The sequence below is a fragment of the Streptomyces sp. NPDC088116 genome (assembly GCF_044741745.1).
Classification (GTDB): domain Bacteria; phylum Actinomycetota; class Actinomycetes; order Streptomycetales; family Streptomycetaceae; genus Streptomyces.
This window is the reverse complement of sequence record NZ_JBIUTF010000006.1, coordinates 355,693-373,296: the sequence shown is the minus strand read 5'-3', so window position 1 is coordinate 373,296 and position 17,604 is coordinate 355,693. Positions and strand designations below refer to the sequence as shown.

Below are 17,604 nucleotides of genomic sequence, written 5' to 3'. Positions count from 1 at the left end.
GTGGTCATGAACGGATCTCCTGGGTGCAGCACTTGATCCCGCCGCCTGCCTTGTGCAGCTCGGACAGGTCGACGGGTACGGGCGTGAAACCGCGGTCGGCGAGGCGCTCTGTGAGCGCGGTGGCGTACGGGGAGATGAAGACGTTCCGGCCGTCGGACACCGAGTTGAGACCGAAGGCCATGGCGTCCTCGCGTGTCGCGATCACGGCGTCGGGGAACAGCGTCCGCAGCACCTCCTGGCTGCCGGGGGAGAACGCGGCCGGGTAGTAGGCCACGTTGGTGTCGTCCAGCGCGAACAGCGCGGTGTCGAGGTGGTAGAAGTACGGATCCACCAGGCGCAGCCCGACGGTGGGCAGGCCGAAGTGCTCCTGGGCCTCGTGGTGGGCGCTGGTGGTGGTACGGAAACCGGTGCCCGCGAGGATCAGATCACCGACCGGCGTGAGGTCCCCCTCGCCCTCGCACACCGACTCCGGCTCCCGAACGTCGAAGCCGGCCTCCTTGAACCAGAGATGGAAGAGGCCGGCCTCGGGCTGCCGTTCGGGCGCGTGGAAGCGTGACCCCAGGACCCGGCCCCGGACGACGGCCGCGCCGTTGGCGGCGAACACCATGTCGGGCAGCCCCGGCGCCGGCGTCACCTCCTCGACGGTGTGGCCGTGCGCCCGGTAGACATCGACCAGGGTGTGCCACTGCGCGTCCGCCCGCTCGCGGTCGACGGTGGTGCCCTCGCTCATCCACGGGTTGATGACGTAGGACACGTCGAAGTACGTCGGCGCGCACATCAGGTAGCGGCGCGCTGTGAAGGCGTGTGGGGAAACCATCGACTGCGTGTTCCTCTCGCCGGAAACGGTTCGGCCGCCGGGAGTTGCCCGACACCACAACGGTAGGAATCACCGGAAACGGCTGACAAGCCATCACCGTTGCGCGGCCACGCAGTGTTCTTGCGTGAAAGCCCGCTTCAGCCGCTGTTCGTTCCATCGGCCGGTCCGGCGGGGCTTGCGGCATCGGTCAGTCCGGCGGGGCTTCCGGCTTCCGGGCTGCCCGGCAGCAGGTGGGTCAGCACCATGGTGCTGTCCGTCCTGCGGATGAAGGGCTCGTTCCTGATCCGTTCGAGTACGTTCTCGAAGTGCTCGACGTCGGCCGCGCGGATGTGCAGCAGCGCGTCGGCGGCTCCGGTGACGGTCACGGCGGCCACGATCTCCGGATGCCGCCTGGCGACTTCCGCTATCCGCCGGGGCGGCGCGGCGCTGTCGCAGTACACCTCCACATACGCCTCCGTACGCCAACCGAGCGCCCCCGGGTGCACGATGGTGGTGAACCCGGTGATGACCTGGGCCTCCCGCATCCGGTCCACCCGTCGCTTGACGGCGGGTGCCGACAGGCCGATGTCCGCGCCGATCTCGACGAAGCTCGCTCGGGCGTTCCTGACCAGCGCCGAGAGGATCTTGCGGTCCAGATCGTCGAGCGTGAGCGAGGGGCGGGGCTGTGTCACGGGGAGCACCTGTCCTTCCGGTGGGGTACGCGTCGCGCTTCTGCTCCGCGCGCGTACCGGTGTCTTCGTCGTTGAACGGCACGACCGCGCGCGCCGTACACGTGTACATGTACCGGATCGACGACGACTCCCGCTGCCGGTGCCCGGCAGGGCGGGACTCGTACCCCTGTCCATGGCCGTCCGACGGCCCGGGGCCCGCTCGGGGCGCCCGGACCACGCCCTCACCAACTTCTACAGTGCTGTAGATTTCTAGCTCCTGTCACATGGACATTCCTACCGGGAGTAAATGCATGGCCGGTCCGTTATGGCTGAGAGACGAAGACAGACCCGACTACGCCCAGGCCGTCGACGAGGCCATTCGATCGCCGGAGGGCCGGCAGTTGATCCGGCGGTCATCACTCAGGATCGGCCACGTACGGGTCAGGGCGCTCGACGCGGGGCCGCGGATCGCTTCCATGGCCTCCGCCGAATACGAGTCGTACACGGCGCTGCGACGACGGGCCCGCGACGGGGCCGGCCGGAGCGAGCCGGTCTCGCTGTCCGGTCGGGGAGAACAGGAGGCCGGCGCCGGAGTGCTTCCGCTCCTGGCGGTTCTGACGCCCGTCCTGGCCTGCGTCGCGGCGGTGACCTTTCTGGTGCTCGGTCACGGCCTGTCGCTGGTGGACGGCGAGTTGGCCCTCGCCGGGGCTCTGATCCAGGTCGGCTGGGTCTCCCTGGGGCTGGCGGCCCTGACCGCCGTGCTCGCCTTCATCGGCCTGTACCGGACCGCGGCGCGGAACCGGGACTCCATGCCGGCCGGCCCGGCCCCCGTGCCCGCCGAGGTGCTCCAGGCGCGGGAAGCATGGCTCACCGCCCTGCGGGACCGTGGTGTCCTCCCTTTCCTGCGCGACCAGTTGGGGGAAGCCGAACCGGCGGTCGGGCCGGGAGGAGACCCGGAAGTCCGCCGGGGCCCGCGATTCAGCAGCCCGGAATTCAGCAGCCCGGACTTCGCCGGCCCGGACTTCAGCAGTCCCACGTCCCGGTCGGACGAGTAGCGGGGCCACTCACCGTGCCGGCCGAGCCGTACGGTGCGCCGCCACGTGCCACGTACCGCGTGTGAAGCCCACCGCCTGGTCGACGGTGGGCTTCACACGCGGTGATGTGGGGTTACGGAACTATCTTCAGCAGCTTGTTGGGCGAGCCGGAGCCGGGGCCGGCCACCACTCCGGAGGAGGCGCCGTTCACCAGCGCCGTGGCGACCTGGGCCGGGGTGTCACCGGGGTGCCCGGCGAGATGGGCGGCGGCCGCGCCGGCCACATGCGGTGTGGCCATCGAGGTTCCGGAGATGGAACTGGAGGCCGTGTCCGAGGTGTTCCAGGCGCTGGTGATGGAACTGCCGGGAGCGAAAAGATCCACCTGTGAACCGTAGTTGGAGTAGTTCGCACGGGCGTCGGTGCCGGTCGTCGCCCCTACGGTGATGGCCTCGGGGACGCGGGCCGCTGAGTAGTTCTGGGCGTTGGCCCCGGAGTTGCCCGCGGCGACCGCGTAGGTCACGCCGCTGCGGATTCGCTGACGTAGCGTCATATGCATGACACATCGCCGCAATTGAACGGTATTGAGATCTGCCCGCTTGCTGACTTTTGCGTCGTCAGGACGTAACAGCGCGGCCACACTCGTGCGCCCGCCGGGCCGGCGCCCGCGCCCCGGCCGTCACGGCCGGAAGTGGCCCCGTACCGGTCACCACGCGTGGTGCGTGTCTCCGAGCAGCGCGGTGGTGAGCCCATGAACAGCCACCGTCAGGTTCGTCCCCAGTCGCCGCCAGGACCGCTCCGCTTCCGCGCCGCTGATCTCGCCGCGCGCCAAGTCGGTCTCGATCTCGGCGCACATGTGCACGATGAGCTGACGCACCATGACCCCGTGCTGCGCGTACAGCTCGGGGTCATGGTTGCGGTGCTCCCGCTGGGTGTACGCGTGCAGCGAGCCGAGGGACGGTGTGTTGAGATGCGCCTCGACGGCGTACTGGCGCAGCGTGGGCTCGACGATGACCTGGGCGAGGAAACGCCCGTACCAGGAGGGCGTGCCCAGTTCGATGTGGTGCTCGACATGGGGCAGGACGAAGAAGTCCATCCGTTCCCGTGGGGACATCTCGCTCGGCGGGCCCAGGCTCGCCGTCATCGCGGTGCGGTGCTTCTCGATCGCGTTCGCGTGCTCCGCCAGAATCGCCTTGATCAGCTCGTCGCGGCCGCTGAAGTGGTACTGCACCGCTGACTTGTTGCGCTGACCGGCCGCCTCGCTGATCTTCCTGACCGATACGTTCGCGAAGCCCTCGACGGCGTAGAGCCGCTCCGCCGTGCGCATCAGCTTCTCCCTGGCAGGCAGGGAGCGGGCCGTCGTCGCGGCGGTTCCCTCGGGACGCGCCCCTCGGACCTCGTTCACGGTGACCTTCATACCCACTCCCTGCCCGCTGCTCGCCCACCCCCTGCCGTCCTTCTTGTTATATCCCGTGTCGAACGCGAGGCCCGTCCCGGCGTCCCGTTCTCACCCGGTGCGAGGTCGCCGGGTGAGAACGGGATACCGCTACCAGGTGACGGGGAGCCGGTGGACGCCGTAGACGTTGGAGTCGTCCTTGAAGGTCAACTCGTCGAACGGCACGGCGAGTTCGAGACCGGGTATGCGTCGGAACAGGGTGTCGAAGACGATCTCCAGCTCGGTTCGGGCGAGGTTCTGGCCGAGACACTGGTGTGCGCCGAACCCGAACGCGATGTGATGGTTCGCGGTGCGTTCGATGTCCAGCTCGTCGGGATTCTCGAACACCTCCGGATCACGGTTCGCCGTATTGCCGAACGTGAGTACAGCCTCGCCGGCCCGGATGAGCGCCCCTCCGATCTCGACGTCCTCCTTCGCCAGGCGGGAGGTGGCGAACTCGGCGATGGTGAAGTACCGCAGCAGTTCCTCGACCGCGGCGGGGGTCCTGCCCGGGTCCTCGCGGATCGCGGCGATGTCGTCGGGGCGCTCCAGTAGCGCGATGGTCCCGAGCGAGATCATGTTCGCGGTGGTCTCATGACCGGCCACGAGCAGCAGCAGCGCCAGAGAAGCCACGTCCTCGCGGTCCTCCTCGCTCGCGGCCCCGCCCGCGCCCCGCCGCTTGAGGATCTGCCTGCTGAGCAGGTCGTCGGTGGGGGCCTTCTCCTTCTCCGCGATGAGGCCGTCCAGGTAGGACTTGAGTTCCACGACGGCCTTGTCGATCTCCCCCGGCGTGCTGGTGAGGTTCAGCAGCGTGGCCGAACGTTCCTGGAAGAAGTCGTGGTCGGCGTACGGGACTCCGAGCAGTCCGCAGATCACCAGCGACGGTACGGGCAGGGACAGCGCCTGGACCAGGTCCGCCGGGCGCGGTCCCGCCAGCATGGTGTCGATGCAGGTGTCCGTGATCTGCTGGATCCGCGGCCGCATCGCCGCGATCCGCCTGACCGTGAACTCTCCCACCACCGACCGGCGGGCCGGCTTGTGCTCGGGCGCGTCCATCATGATGATCGACGGTCGCATGCGGTTCGGGGGAGGGTCGGCGCGGGCCGGGGAGAGCGCGGGAAAGTCCGGATGCGCGCGGTCGGAACTGAACCGCGGATCGGTCAGCACGCTGCGGATGTCCTCGTGGCGGGTCACCGCCCACGCCGTCTTTCCGGTCGGCAGCATGACGCGTGAGACGGGGGCTTCCTCGCGCAGCCGCGTGTGCTCGGCGGGTGGAGCGTACGGGCAGCCCCGGGGGACCGGCATGGCGGGTACGGGTTCGCCGGCCGTCACCACGCGCCGCCCCTCACGTCTTCCGGTTTCCCGGGCGGCGGTCCGGTGCGCGGCGGGGTCGCTCGAGTGGTCATGGTGCCCTCCAGGTGGGAAACGTGACGCTCTCACCGTAAGGCGGTCACCTTAATGAGGCAAGCGCCTTAATTGGACAGGGTCTCTTCTCGGCCGTCGGGCATCCGGGCCCCTGGTCGCGGGGCGGTGGAGTCGGAGGAGGGGGTCGGTGAGCGATCGACGGCCTGTCTTCCCGGGTGCTCGAACCTGTGGAACGAAGGGGCGATCTGGGTATGTATGGACATAAGAGTCCTGTATGTATGCATGTGCAGGTTGTAGTCTTGTATGGAGCCGGTGAACGGTATGTCCACCGGCTCCGATGGCAGGCGCCAAGGGCGGGCCGGGCCGAGAGGCACCGGTACGTCCGGGAACCTGAAGGGCGGGAAGCCCGGCGGGGAGAGAGCGGAATGGATGACACTCGCGGCGCGCCTTCCGGGGCGGCAGCGGCTGGGTTCCTCGGTGGCGGCGGGGTGAAGTGGGCCACGACGGAACTGGACGCGAACGGCGTCGTCGCACGGTGGAGCGAGGGTGCCGAGTGGCTGCTGGGCTATCCGGAGGCCGACATCGTGGGGCGCCCGGCCGGGGAGCTGCTCCTGAGCGGTCTGCCCGAATCCGCCCGGCACGCGCTGGCCGACCAGGAGACATGGAGCGGCACGGTGACGGCGCGGTACCGGGACGGTGGCTCGCGCGAGGTGGGTGTGCTGGCGTGCCCCCTGAGGGACAGCGACGGGACCACCCGCTGGCTTCTCACGGCCGCGGCGCCGGTGCTGAGCCCCGGTCCCGATCGGGCGGGCTCCGGTCCCGGTCGTGCGAGCGCGGTCGGTGAGGGCGCGAGGCCGGTCCCCGGAGACGCGAGCCCGGAGCATGACGCGGTGGACCCGGGACCCCGCCGTTCCCGGCCGGCTCGCGACGAGAAGGCTCACGACGAGACGGTCACGGAGTGGGCCTTCACTCAGCAGGCGTTCCCGATGGCGATCCACGACCTGGATCTGCGGCTCCTGCGGGCCAACGACGTCTTGTGCCGGATCGACGGCCGTACGGAAGACGAGATGCGCGGGGAGCCGTCGGGATTCCTGACCGGAAACCGCGCGAACGCGCAGGTCGAGGCGGCCATGCGACGGGCGCTGCGGACAGGGGAGCCCGAGCATGTGCAGACCTTCCGCCAGGCGACGGGTGAGGCGCGCGAGCGCGCCTGGGCGGTGTCCCTCTCGCCTCTCAAGGACTCGGACGGCCGGGTACGCGCTCTCGCGGTCGCCGCGCTGGAGATCAGCGAGCAGTACTGGGCCCGCGAGAGTCTCGCCCTCCTCAACGAAGCCAGCATGCGGATCGGCACCACACTGGACGTGACCCGTACCGCACAGGAGTTGGCAGGCACCCCGCTGCCCCATTTCGCCGACTTCGTCAGCGTCGACCTGCTGGACTCGGTGCTGCGCGGCGACGAGCCGACCCCCGGCCCGGTCTCCGGTGACGTCCGGCTGCGCCGGGTCGCCCACGAGTCCGCCCATTCGAACGATTCCCCGGAGGCCGCCGTCGGCATAGGAGAGGTCGACACCTATCCGGAGTTCTCGCCCCCCGCCCGCTGCCTGGCCACCGCCAGGGCCGTCCTCACCGGCCCCTGGGACGCCGACTACACGGACTGGATGGCTCGCGACCCCAAACGGGATGCCAAGCGCGACGACTACGGAGTCCACTCGCTCATCGCCGCGCCCCTGGTCGCCCGCGGGAATGTCCTCGGCGCGGCCCTCTTCTCCCGTCGGCTGCATCTGGCGGCCTTCACCGAGGACGACCTGCTCCTCGCCGAGCAGCTGGCGACCCGGGCGGCCGTGTGTATCGACAACGCCCGCCGCTACACACGCGAACGCGGCACCGCCGTCACACTGCAACGCAGCCTGCTCCCACGGGGGTTGCCCCCGCAGTCGGCCGTCGAGGTCGCCACCCGCTATCTGCCCGCCGATTCCCAGTACGGCGTGGGCGGCGACTGGTTCGATGTCATCCCGCTCGCCGGCTCCCGGGTCGCACTCGTCGTGGGCGATGTCGTCGGACACGGCATTCACGCCTCCGCCACCATGGGACGGCTGCGCACCGCCGTCCGTACGCTCGCCGACATCGACCTGCCCCCGGACGAACTGCTCACCCACCTCGACGACGTGGTCATACGACTGGCCTCCGAGAGCACCGACCCGGAAGCCGGCCACGACATCGGTGCCAGCTGTCTGTACGCGATCTACGACCCGGTGTCCCGCCGCCTGTGTGCCGCCCGCGCCGGTCATCCGCCGCCCGCGCTCACCACCCCGGACGGCACGGTGGACATCCTCGACGTGCCCGCGGGCCCGACCCTGGGCCTGGGCGATCTGCCCTTCGAATGCGCCGAGTTCGAGGTGCAGGAAGGCAGCACTCTCGTCCTCTACACGGACGGCCTGATCGAGTCCCGCGAGCGCGACGTCGGAGCCGGAATCGAGGAGCTGCGCGAGGTTCTGGCCAGGCCGTCGCCCTCACTGGAAGCCACCTGCGACACCGTGCTCCGCACCCTGCTCTCCACCCCGCGCCCCACGGACGACGTCGCCCTGCTCGTCGCGCGGACCCGCGCGCTCGATGCCGGCCAGGTCGCCACCTGGGAGCTGCCCGCCGAGCCCGCGCTGGTCGGCCGTGCCCGCGACCACGCGACCGCCCAACTGGCCGCGTGGGGGCTGGAGGAGCTGACCTTCACCACCGAACTGGTCGTCAGCGAGCTGTTCACCAACGCCATCCTGCACGCGGAAGGCCCTGTCCAGCTACGGCTGATCCGCGACCGCACCCTCATCTGCGAGGTCTCCGACACCAGCACCACCGCCCCGCACCTGCGCCGGGCCCGGGTCTTCGACGAGGGCGGCCGGGGCCTGCTGCTGGTCGCCCAGCTCACCCAGCGCTGGGGTACCCGGCAGATCCCCACCGGCAAGGCCATCTGGGCCGAACAGGCTCTCCCGGCAGCCTGACAGCGGTCACGGTCGTAGGCATGGGCGCGCCCCCTGGCTCCCTGTCCGTACGCCGTCGGCTCAGTCCGTACGCCTCTCGAAGCTGAGACCGCCGGGCACTTGAAAAGTCGGCAGAATCTCGACCAGGGCGATGTTGACGTGCCGGGGTGTGCCGACGGCGTACTCGATGGCGTCGGCGACGTCTTCCGGCTTCAGCGACTCGTAGCCGTCGTAGTACAGCTGTTGGGCCTTGCTCATGTCGCCGAGCAGACGGCCGAAGATCTCGGTCTCGACTCGTCCCGGGCAGATCTCGGTGACCCGGATCCGCTTGCCGTACGCGTCGATACGCAGTTGCCGGGAGAGGGTGTGCACGGCGGCTTTGGTGGCGTGGTAGACGGTGTTGCCGCCGAAGTTGTAGACGCCGGCGATGGAGCTGATGTTGACGATGTGGCCGAGGTCCCGCTCCACCATGCCCGGCATGATCAGCCGTACGAGGTGCAGGACGGCCTGGACGTTGACCGCGATCTGCTCGTCCACGGCGAACTCGTCGGCGGTCAGGATGTTGCCGTCGCGCGACACTCCGGCGTTGTTGACCAGGACATCGATGGAGATGTCTTCGAGAAGTCCGGCCAGCGCGGCGGTGTCCGTGATGTCCACGGCGTGCGGGACACAGCCCGTACGTTCGGCCAGTTCGGCGAGCCGGTCGGTGTCGCGGGCGAGGGCATGGACCTGGAGCCCTCTGTCGGTGAGGCGCTCGACGACGACGGCGCCGATGCCGGTCGACGCGCCGGTCACCAGCGCGGTCCTGTAGTCGGAAAAGGCCATGGTGCGGTTCTCCTCTGTCGAGGTCGGGTCCGGCCGGACCGTCGAACTCTGCGGAGTCCTGACCGGTGGGGGAGTCGTGGACCGGGCCTCTCTCACTCGTCGCGCAGTGGGCCGAAAGCGGTCTCGCGGATGCTCAGCACCGCGAGGAACGTCCCGAGCGCGGTGGCGACGACGTAGTAGGCCGGGATGTACGTGTTGTGCGTCAGGCCGATCAGCCAGGTGATCAGGAAGGGGGCGGAGCCGCCGAAGAGCGCGGCGGAGATGTTGTAGCCGAACGCGTAGGCGGAGTAGCGGATCCGGGTCGGGAACAGTTCGACCAGCAGGATGTGGATCACCCCGGTGTGACCGGCGAAGACGACCGCCATGAGCGCCCCGCCGATGATGGCGAGTGCCAGGGAGCCCCGGGTGAGCAGCACATAGCTGGGGTAGCCGAGTACGGCCATGGCCAGCGCGGACCCGGCGATGACGGTGCGGCGGCCGAGCCGGTCGGAGAGTCGTCCGGCGTACGGGATGGCGATGGTGATGGCCACCAGGCTGCACGCGGTGACGATCAGGCCCTGGACGACGCTGAAGTGCAGCTCGCTGGACAGATAGGTGGGCATGTACGAGAACAGCACGTAGTAGCCGGAGCCGTTGAGCAGCGGGATGAGCGTGGCCAGCAGGACGGCCTTGCGGTGTTCGCGCGTGGAGAACGCCTCGCGCAGGGGGTTGGAGGACAGCTTGTTCTCGGCCCTCAGCCGTTCGAAGTGTGGTGTCTCCCTGATCCGTTTGCGGATGTAGAACCCGATGACACCCATGGGAACGGCCAGCAGGAAGGCGATGCGCCAGCCCCAGGACCGCATGGCTTCGTCGCCGAGGGTGGCGTTGAGGAGCGCGGCGGTGAGCGTGCCGAAGAGCAGGGCGCTGAAGGAGGCGATCTGCGCGTAGCTGGTGAGCCGGCCGCGGCGGCCGTCGGGCGCGTACTCCGCGAGGAAGGTGATGGCGCCCGCGGCCTCGCCGCCGACGGAGAAGCCCTGCGCGAACCGGAGCAGGATCAGCAGGACGGGCGCGGCGACGCCGATCGTGGCGTAGCCGGGGAGCAGACCGATCGCGGCGGTGGCAGCGCTGATCAGCATGATGACGAAGACCAGCATGCGCTGACGGCCGATACGGTCGCCGAGATAACCGCAGACGATGCCGCCGACGGGGCGGATGAAGAACGGGACACCGAAGGTCAGGAAGGTGAGCAGCAGGGCTGTCTGCGGGCTCTGTTCCGGGAAGAAGACCACGGCGAGCGTGACGGCGAGGAATCCGTAGATGCCGTTGTCGTACAGCTCGACGAAGACGCCGATACAGCCGGCGAGAGTGACCCGTCTGACGGTTCTGGCGTCCAGGCCGGGCACGTCGGGGTTGACGGTGGTGGCCATGCGTCCTCCGAGGGCGGAGAGGCTGTCCGGGCGCCGGGCCGTTGGCCTCTGGTGGCGCGCCCGGAGCGCATTGTGCCGCTCGCGGTGGAGGACGGCCGTTTCCGCCGACGGTGCGTCGGCGGAAACGGACCGTCTGGCCGGGTGGGCCGGCGGGCGTCAGCCGCCCAGTGCGGCGGAGACCACGTTCTTGGCCTCGTCCTGGACCCGGCTCAGGTGGTCGGGGCCCTGGAAGGACTCGGCGTAGATCTTGTAGACGTCCTCGGTGCCGGAGGGGCGGGCGGCGAACCAGGCGCTCTCGGTGGTCACCTTGATCCCGCCGATGGACGCGCCGTTGCCGGGTGCCTCGGTGAGCACGGCGGTGACCGGGTCCCCGGCGAGGGTGTCCGCGGTGACCTGCTCGGGTGAGAGCCGGGCCAGGACCGCCTTCTGGGCCGGGGTGGCGGGCGCGTCGATCCTGGCGTACGCGGGCTCCCCGAAGCGGGAGGTGAGCGTGGCGTAGTGCTCGGAGGGGGTCCGGCCGGTGACGGCGAGGATCTCCGAGGCGAGCAGGGCCAGGATGATGCCGTCCTTGTCGGTGGTCCACACGGAGCCGTCGTGGCGCAGGAACGACGCCCCGGCCGACTCCTCGCCGCCGAAGCCGAGCGAGCCGTCGGCCAGCCCGTCGACGAACCACTTGAAGCCGACGGGCACCTCGACCAGCTCGCGGCCGAGGTCGGCGGCGACCCGGTCGATCATCCCCGAGGACACCAGCGTCTTGCCGACCCCGGCGCCCGAGGGCCAGCGCTCGCGGTGGGCGTACAGGTAGGAGATGGCGGTGGCGAGGTAGTGGTTGGGGTTCATCAGCCCGGCGTCCGGGGTGACGATGCCGTGCCGGTCGGCGTCCGCGTCGTTGCCGGTGGCGATCTGATAGCGGTCGCTCTGGCCGATCAGCGAGGCCATGGCGTACGGGGAGGAGCAGTCCATCCGGATCTTGCCGTCCCAGTCCAGCGTCATGAACCGCCAGGTGGGGTCGGTCAGCGGGTTCACCACGGTCAGATCGAGCCGGTGCTGCTCGGCGATGCGGCCCCAGTACGCGACCGACGCGCCGCCCAGCGGGTCGGCGCCGATCCGCACCCCGGCGGCGCGCACCGCGTCCAGGTCGAGCACGGCCGGCAGGTCCGCCACATAGTGGCCGAGGAAGTCGTACCGCCCGGTGGCCGGCGCGGCGAGGGCGCGGGTGTAGGGCAGCCGCCGTACTTCCTTGAGGCCGCCCGCGATGATCTCGTTGGCCCTGTCCTGGATCCAGTTGGTCGCCTCGGAGCCGGCCGGGCCGCCGCTGGGCGGGTTGTACTTGAAGCCGCCGTCGGTGGGCGGGTTGTGGGACGGTGTGACCACCACGCCGTCGGCGAGCCCCGACGTACGGCCACGATTGTGGGTGACGATGGCGTGCGACACGGCCGGCGTGGGCGTGTAGCCGTCGTCGGAGTCGATGAGCACGGTCACGTTGTTGGCGGCGAACACCTCGACGGCGGTCACCCGGGCCGGCTCGGACAGCGCGTGGGTGTCCGCGCCGAGGAAGAGCGGACCCGTGGTGCCCTGCCGGGTGCGGTACTCGCAGATCGCCTGACTGGTCGCGGCGATGTGATCTTCGTTGAACGCGGTGGCGAAGGACGATCCGCGGTGTCCGGATGTCCCGAACGCTACGCGTTGGGCGGTTTCTTCGGGGTCGGGGCGCAGCGCGTAGTACGCGGTCACCAGCCGGGCGACATCGACGAGGTCTTCCGGACGCGCCGGCTGTCCCGCTCGTTCGTGCGGCATCTGCCCACTCCTCCACATCGGTTGATGCGATCCGTTGATGCGATCGATTCGTCGGTTCATCATCCCGGGTCGCTCGCGCGGTCGACGGGCGCCCCGCCGCTAGGGCCTGTTTCCCGGGACCACCGCGTGCCCGCGCGGAATCCGGGCCGTGCGGCGGCCGGTACGGGGATCAGTCGGCGGCGGTCGTGGAGGCGCGCACCATCAACTCCGGGGTGAACCGACGCGATCGTGCCGTACGGCCTTCGATCATGCCCACCAGGGCACTCGCCGCCCGCTCGCCCATGTCGCGCATCGGGGAGCGTACGGACGTGAGCGGGATGGGGAGTTGGGCGGAGAGCGGGACGTCGTTGAAGCCGGCCACGGCGACGTCGTGGCCGGGCACCAGGCAGGACGCGCGGAGCGCGCCCATGACGCCGATCGCGGCGAAGTCGTTGACCGCGAAGACCGCTGTCGGGCGCGGGTCCGAGGCCAGCAGGCGGTGCGCGGCGCGCTCGCCGCCGTGGACGTCGAAGGGGGCGTTGATGATCATTCGGGGGTCCACGGGTATGCCGGCCTTCGCGTAGGCGTCGGTGAAACCCTTGGTCCGTTCGACGCCCGTGGAGGCGTACGGTTCACCGGCGACGACGCCCACCCGGTGGTGGCCCAGTGCCATGAAATGCTCCGCCACCAGGCGCCCGCCGACGAGGTCGTCGCAGGTGAACGAGGTGACCCCGCGCAGCCGTCGGGAGACCAGCACGACCGGGACGCCCCGCGCGACCAGTTCGGAGGCGAGCTCGGTGTCGCCGCGCGCGTCCCCGAGGAGCAGTCCGTCGACCCGCAGGGCCAGCAGCCGCTCGACCTTGGCGCGCTGGACGGCGGGGTCGTCGCCGGTGTTGGCGACCACGGCCTGGTAACCGGCCGCCGCCGCGCCGGCCTCGATGCCCTCGTAGACGGTGGCCAGCACGATGTCGGTCAGCCGGGGGACCAGCACGCCCAGCAGCCGGGAGCGGCCGGTGCGCAGGCTGGAGGCGGCGGGGTTCACGACATAGCCGAGGCGCCTGGCCGACTCCCGCACCCGGTCCGCGGTGGCGGATCCGACCCCCGCGCCGTCCCGCAGGGCCCGGGAGGCGGTGGACTGGTGCACACCCGCGTCGGCCGCCACATCCGCCAGGGTCACACCGTTCTCGGCGGAGTCACGGGAGGCGCGGATACGGCCGGAAGTGCGGGCGTCGCCGGAGCCGCCGGCGTCCGTGGGCTGTCGTCTCAAGGCCGTCGTCCTGCTTCCTGTCCTGCCTCGGTAGCGGCCCGGTGAGGTCCTCGGGGATCCCGGGCCGGGGTCCCGGGGGATCCCAGGTGCCGAATTTCGAGAACCATCATCTTCCATGAAGATCCGATTACGGGGGTTGCCCTCTGGGCTGAGTGTGGAGCACAGTTACGCAATCGTTCTCGCAATCGATTGTGGAGCTTTGCATGCAGCTGAGTCTCATCGGTACGGGTGGCACCATCGCCAGCCGCTCCACGCCCGCCGGACGGGTCGCCGCCGTCGGAGTGCACGAGCTGCTGGAGACGGCGCGGGCCTTCCCCGTACCGGACTGGGCCGAGGTGACGTGCCGCGATCTGGGCCTGCGTCCCAGCTTCGCGCTCGGGCTCCCGGACCTGGCCTCACTCGCGGGAGCAGTCGGCGAAGGTCTTCGCGACGGGGCGCACGCGGTGGTCATCACGCATGGCACGGACTCCATGGAGGAGACCGCCTTCGCGCTCGCCCTGACGCACGCGGACGACCGGCCGATCGTCCTGACCGGCGCGCAGCGCCCCGCCGACGACCCGGCGGCCGACGGACCGCGCAATCTCGCCTCCGCCCTGACCTGGGCGGCCCACCCCGCGGCCCGGAGTCACGGCGTCAGCGCGGTCTTCGACGGCGCGGTCTGGCCGGCCGTCGGCCTGCGGAAGACCGACACCCTGGCACCGGCGGCCTTCAGCGCACCGGGCCGGGGGCCGCTCGCCCGGCTGGACGACGGCAGGGTCCGGCTGATCGCCCGCCCGCCGCGCCCTGCCGCCCTGATAGCCGCCGAGGATCTCGGCCGGCTGCCCCGGGTGGACGTCGTGCCGCTCTACGTCGGCTGTGACACCGTCCTGCTCGACGCCGCCGTGGCCGCCGGAGCACGGGGCGTGGTGCTGTGCGCCTTCGGCGCCGGGAACGCGCCGCCCGCCGTGACCGCGGCCGTCGAGCGCCTGGTGGCGCAGGGCGTCGTGGTCGCCGTCGCCAGCAGGGTGCCGACCGGGGCGACCTCGGCGGCGTACGGCGCGGGCGGCGGTGCGGACCTGCTGCGAGCCGGCGCGGTCTTCGCCTCCGACCTGTCTCCGTGGCAGCTGCGGCTGCTCCTCGCCGCCTCGCTGCACCGGGCGGCCGGGGAGGGGCCGGCCGGAGTCGCGGCACGGATGGCCGCCTGGCTGGCCGAGGCCGGGCATCTCGCCGAGGCGGGGAACACGGGGACCCCGGGGCTCCGGGAGACCCCGGGAACTGAACAGCCCCGAACCGCTCACAACAGACCGCATATCCCCACGGAGCACCACCAGCACCATCAGTGACACACCGAACAGGAGAAGCGAAATGCCGAAAGAGATTCTTGTGGCCTACGGGGTCGACGTCGACGCGGTCGGCGGTTGGCTCGGCTCGTACGGGGGAGAGGACTCCCCCTGCGACATCTCCCGCGGACTGTTCGCGGGCGAGGTCGGCGTACCCCGGATGCTGGAGCTGTTCCGGCGCCGTGACATGACCACCACCTGGTTCTGGCCCGGTCACTCGATCGAGACCTTCCCCGAGGAGTTCGAGGCATGTACCGCCGCCGGTCATGAGATCGGGGTCCACGGCTACAGCCACGAGAACCCGATCGCGATGAGCCGGACCCAGGAGTCCGACATCCTCGACCACTGCATCGACCTGATCAGCACCCGTACCGGACGGCGCCCCACCGGCTACGTCGCCCCGTGGTGGGAGTTCTCCGCGGTCACCAACGAACTCCTGCTGGAGCGCGGGATCGCTTACGACCACTCCTTGATGCACCGCGACTTCGAGCCGTACTACGTACGGGTGGGGGACAGCTGGTCGAAGATCGACTACGACCGTCCCGCCCGGGACTGGATGAAGCCGCTGGAGCGCGGCGAGGAGACCGACCTGGTGGAGATCCCGGCCAGCTGGTACCTCGACGACCTGCCTCCGATGATGTTCGTCAAGGCGAGCCCCAACAGTCACGGCTTCGTCAGCCCCCGCCACCTCGAACAGACCTGGCGCGACCAGTTCGACTGGGTCTACCGCGAGCACGACTACGCCGTCTTCACCATGACCGTGCACCCCGATGTGTCCGGGCGGCCGCAGAACCTGATGATGCACGAGCGGCTGATCGATCACATCAATTCCCACCCGGGCGTACGGTGGGTCACCTTCGACGAGATCGCCACGGATTTCGTCCGTCGCCGCCCCCGCGTCTGACCGTCTGACCGTCCGGGCTCCGTACCCGACCGTACGACCCGTACCCGACGCCAAGCCCCGCGCCCCAAGGCCTCGTGCCTGACGTACGGCCCCCGCGCCGGACGCACCGACCTGTGCCCGGCGTCCCGATGTCCGGCCCCCCGCCCGGTATCCCGCTCCCGTCCGCGCCCGACGACCCCCTCCGCGCGCTCGACGGCCTCCCTCTCCCCGCTCCCGCCCGTCCCCGGCGAAGAGCCGCGCCGGGCTCCGGCGCACGGCCCCCATCCCCGGGCCGACCCGCCGGAGCCCGCCTCCCCCGAGGCCCTCCCGGCCCCCGGGATCCGTCCCCGCCCCGACAGCGAAGGGCCCGGGGCCGCTCCCCTCCGTATGCCCCGCACCGCTACGTACCGTCCCCGCGTCCGTTCGCCCGTATCGGAGATCTCCGTGAACTCGTCCGCCATACCCTCCCCCGAGACACCGACACCCGACCTGTCCAAGCAGCCGGAGCGGTCCGCCGCCCCGCCGCAGACCGGCGACGAACCGTTCCTGCCGTCCCGCAAGCTGGTCACCCGCGCCTCGGTGATCTGCTTCCTGGCCTGGGTCTTCAGCGTCTACGACTTCACACTCTTCGGCACACTGCTGCCCAAGATCGCCGAGGACTTCGGCTGGTCCAACGCCACCGCCGCCAATGTCGCCACCGGTGTCACGGCCGGCACCTTCGTGGTGTCGCTCTGTGTCGGCCCGATCCTCGACCGCTTCGGCCGCCGCCCGGCACTGATGATCACCTCGGCGGGCGCCGCCCTCACGTCCGCCGCGACGGCCCTGGCCGGCGGTGCCGTCTCGATGGTCGGCATCCGCGCCTTCTCGGGCTTCGGCTACTCGGAAGAGGTCGTCAACACCGTCTATCTCAACGAGATCTACGGCAAGCACCCCCGGCGCGGACTGCTCTTCAGCTTCGTCCAGAGCGGCTGGCCGGTCGGCGCCCTGGTCGGCGCCGGCGTGACGGCCCTGACCCTGCCGACCTTCGGCTGGCGCGGCAGCTTCGTCATCGCCGCCGTACCCGCGCTGGTCATCGCCGTCCTGGTGCGCACGCTGCCCGAGTCCCCGGTCTTCCTCGGGATCAAGAAGGCACGCAAGCTGCGGGCCGAGGGACGCTCCGAGGAGGCCACCGCGGTGGAGAAGTCGGCGGGGATCGAGCCCGCCAAGGAGAAGGCGGGCCTGCGCGAGGTCTTCGCGCCCGCGCTGCGCCGGCACACCCTGTGTCTTTCGGCGGCCTGGCTCCTCAACTGGATGGGCATCCAGATCTTCTCCGTGCTGGGCACCACGGTGCTGGTCGAGGCGAAGGGCGTCTCGTTCGGCAGCGCGCTGATCGTGCTGGTCCTCGCCAACCTGGCCGGCTTCTTCGGCTACGTCTTCCACGGCTGGCTCGGCGACCGGATCGGCCGGCGCACCACCATCGTCATCGGCTGGAGCTGCGGTGGCGTGGCCATGACCGCGATGCTCTTCGGTCCCACCACGACCGTGTTCGTGATCGGCCTCTACGCCCTCGGGCTGTTCTTCCTGACCGGGCCGTACTCCGCGATGTTGTTCTACATGAGCGAGTCGTTCCCGGAGCAGGTACGCGGCGTCGGCTCCAATGTGGCGCACACGATGGGACCGGTCGGCGCCATCGCCGGTTCGGCGCTGCTCGGCGCCCTGCTCTCGGCCGGTGCCTCGATGACCACGGCGGCCTTCGTCGCCGGAGCCATCGGCATCTTCGGTTCCGGACTGGTGATGCTGGGCGCGCGCGATGTCGACCACCGAGGTGCGCCGGCGGCGGCCTGATCCGGTGCCGGGCGGACGCCACGCCATGTCGATCGGC

At 70.5% G+C, this 17,604-nt stretch carries 13 protein-coding genes and 1 pseudogene; 5 read left to right on the top strand and 9 right to left on the bottom strand.

Going from position 1 to position 17,604, the window contains the following annotated elements; translation table 11 throughout:
- Window positions 1-4: 4 nt before the first annotated feature.
- Together ddaH and ACIOJD_RS25225 are read right to left on the bottom strand one after the other, a co-directional pair.
- Window positions 5-817: a dimethylargininase gene (gene ddaH, locus ACIOJD_RS25230; RefSeq protein WP_401917690.1), complete on the bottom strand. Its 813-nt coding sequence runs from the start codon at window positions 815-817 to the stop codon at window positions 5-7.
- A 137-nt stretch (window positions 818-954) separates the two neighbouring features.
- On the bottom strand, window positions 955-1,488 hold the full coding sequence (locus ACIOJD_RS25225; protein ID WP_401917688.1) for an Lrp/AsnC family transcriptional regulator: 534 nt from the start codon (window positions 1,486-1,488) through the stop codon (window positions 955-957).
- A 290-nt stretch (window positions 1,489-1,778) separates the two neighbouring features.
- On the opposite strand from ACIOJD_RS25225, the gene ACIOJD_RS25220 reads away from it, so the two are divergent.
- On the top strand, window positions 1,779-2,522 hold the full coding sequence (locus ACIOJD_RS25220) for a hypothetical protein (protein WP_401917686.1): 744 nt from the start codon (window positions 1,779-1,781) through the stop codon (window positions 2,520-2,522).
- Between the two features lie 112 nt (window positions 2,523-2,634).
- On the opposite strand, the pseudogene ACIOJD_RS25215 reads toward ACIOJD_RS25220, so the two are convergent.
- The 3 genes and pseudogenes from ACIOJD_RS25215 to ACIOJD_RS25205 all read right to left on the bottom strand — a co-directional run.
- Window positions 2,635-3,045 (bottom strand): annotated as a pseudogene (locus ACIOJD_RS25215) (S8 family serine peptidase); the annotation flags it as partial.
- A gap of 159 nt (window positions 3,046-3,204) precedes the next feature.
- Window positions 3,205-3,915: a TetR/AcrR family transcriptional regulator gene (locus tag ACIOJD_RS25210; protein WP_401917684.1), complete on the bottom strand. Its 711-nt coding sequence runs from the start codon at window positions 3,913-3,915 to the stop codon at window positions 3,205-3,207.
- A 129-nt stretch (window positions 3,916-4,044) separates the two neighbouring features.
- Window positions 4,045-5,238, bottom strand: coding sequence for a cytochrome P450 (locus ACIOJD_RS25205; RefSeq protein ID WP_401918043.1), 1,194 nt, complete (start codon window positions 5,236-5,238; stop codon window positions 4,045-4,047).
- A gap of 485 nt (window positions 5,239-5,723) precedes the next feature.
- Between ACIOJD_RS25205 and ACIOJD_RS25200 the strand changes: the two genes are divergently transcribed.
- Window positions 5,724-8,288, top strand: coding sequence for a SpoIIE family protein phosphatase (locus ACIOJD_RS25200; RefSeq protein ID WP_401917682.1), 2,565 nt, complete (start codon window positions 5,724-5,726; stop codon window positions 8,286-8,288).
- A 60-nt stretch (window positions 8,289-8,348) separates the two neighbouring features.
- Here the strand turns inward: ACIOJD_RS25200 and ACIOJD_RS25195 are convergent, their stop codons facing one another.
- The 4 genes from ACIOJD_RS25195 to ACIOJD_RS25180 form a co-directional block, all read right to left on the bottom strand.
- Complete coding sequence (locus ACIOJD_RS25195; protein WP_401917680.1) at window positions 8,349-9,092, bottom strand: SDR family oxidoreductase; 744 nt, start codon at window positions 9,090-9,092, stop codon at window positions 8,349-8,351.
- Window positions 9,093-9,184: 92 nt separating this feature from the next.
- Window positions 9,185-10,498 (bottom strand): MFS transporter, encoded by a 1,314-nt coding sequence (locus ACIOJD_RS25190; RefSeq protein ID WP_401917678.1) that lies wholly within the window; start codon window positions 10,496-10,498, stop codon window positions 9,185-9,187.
- 156 nt (window positions 10,499-10,654) lie between these two features.
- A complete protein-coding gene (gene pgm, locus ACIOJD_RS25185; RefSeq protein WP_401917677.1) occupies window positions 10,655-12,295 on the bottom strand; it encodes a phosphoglucomutase (alpha-D-glucose-1,6-bisphosphate-dependent) in 1,641 nt (546 codons plus the stop codon).
- Window positions 12,296-12,464: 169 nt separating this feature from the next.
- A complete protein-coding gene (locus ACIOJD_RS25180) occupies window positions 12,465-13,541 on the bottom strand; it encodes a LacI family DNA-binding transcriptional regulator (protein WP_401917675.1) in 1,077 nt (358 codons plus the stop codon).
- A gap of 203 nt (window positions 13,542-13,744) precedes the next feature.
- On the opposite strand from ACIOJD_RS25180, the gene ACIOJD_RS25175 reads away from it, so the two are divergent.
- The 3 genes from ACIOJD_RS25175 to ACIOJD_RS25165 all read left to right on the top strand — a co-directional run bounded on the left by ACIOJD_RS25175 (window position 13,745) and on the right by ACIOJD_RS25165 (window position 17,567).
- The gene (locus ACIOJD_RS25175; protein WP_401917674.1) at window positions 13,745-14,863 is read left to right on the top strand and encodes an asparaginase; all 1,119 of its coding nucleotides are present in this window, start codon (window positions 13,745-13,747) and stop codon (window positions 14,861-14,863) included.
- A 22-nt stretch (window positions 14,864-14,885) separates the two neighbouring features.
- Window positions 14,886-15,764, top strand: a complete 879-nt coding sequence (locus ACIOJD_RS25170; protein ID WP_401917673.1) for a polysaccharide deacetylase — start codon at window positions 14,886-14,888, stop codon at window positions 15,762-15,764.
- Between the two features lie 423 nt (window positions 15,765-16,187).
- On the top strand, window positions 16,188-17,567 hold the full coding sequence (locus tag ACIOJD_RS25165; protein WP_401917671.1) for an MFS transporter: 1,380 nt from the start codon (window positions 16,188-16,190) through the stop codon (window positions 17,565-17,567).
- The last annotated feature ends 37 nt before the right edge of the window (window positions 17,568-17,604 follow it).

Excerpts from the sequence above, each read along its gene's own strand:
- pgm (WP_401917677.1), bottom strand. The coding sequence starts at position 12,295 with ATGCCGCACGAACGAGCGGGACAGCCGGCGCGTCCGGAAGACCTCGTC.
- ACIOJD_RS25205 (WP_401918043.1), bottom strand. The coding sequence starts at position 5,238 with ATGCCGGTCCCCCGGGGCTGCCCGTACGCTCCACCCGCCGAGCACACG.
- ACIOJD_RS25200 (WP_401917682.1), top strand. The coding sequence starts at position 5,724 with ATGGATGACACTCGCGGCGCGCCTTCCGGGGCGGCAGCGGCTGGGTTC.
- ACIOJD_RS25195 (WP_401917680.1), bottom strand. The coding sequence starts at position 9,092 with ATGGCCTTTTCCGACTACAGGACCGCGCTGGTGACCGGCGCGTCGACC.
- ACIOJD_RS25175 (WP_401917674.1), top strand. The coding sequence starts at position 13,745 with ATGCAGCTGAGTCTCATCGGTACGGGTGGCACCATCGCCAGCCGCTCC.
- ACIOJD_RS25220 (WP_401917686.1), top strand. The coding sequence starts at position 1,779 with ATGGCCGGTCCGTTATGGCTGAGAGACGAAGACAGACCCGACTACGCC.
- ddaH (WP_401917690.1), bottom strand. The coding sequence starts at position 817 with ATGGTTTCCCCACACGCCTTCACAGCGCGCCGCTACCTGATGTGCGCG.
- ACIOJD_RS25170 (WP_401917673.1), top strand. The coding sequence starts at position 14,886 with ATGCCGAAAGAGATTCTTGTGGCCTACGGGGTCGACGTCGACGCGGTC.
- ACIOJD_RS25190 (WP_401917678.1), bottom strand. The coding sequence starts at position 10,498 with ATGGCCACCACCGTCAACCCCGACGTGCCCGGCCTGGACGCCAGAACC.
- ACIOJD_RS25210 (WP_401917684.1), bottom strand. The coding sequence starts at position 3,915 with ATGAAGGTCACCGTGAACGAGGTCCGAGGGGCGCGTCCCGAGGGAACC.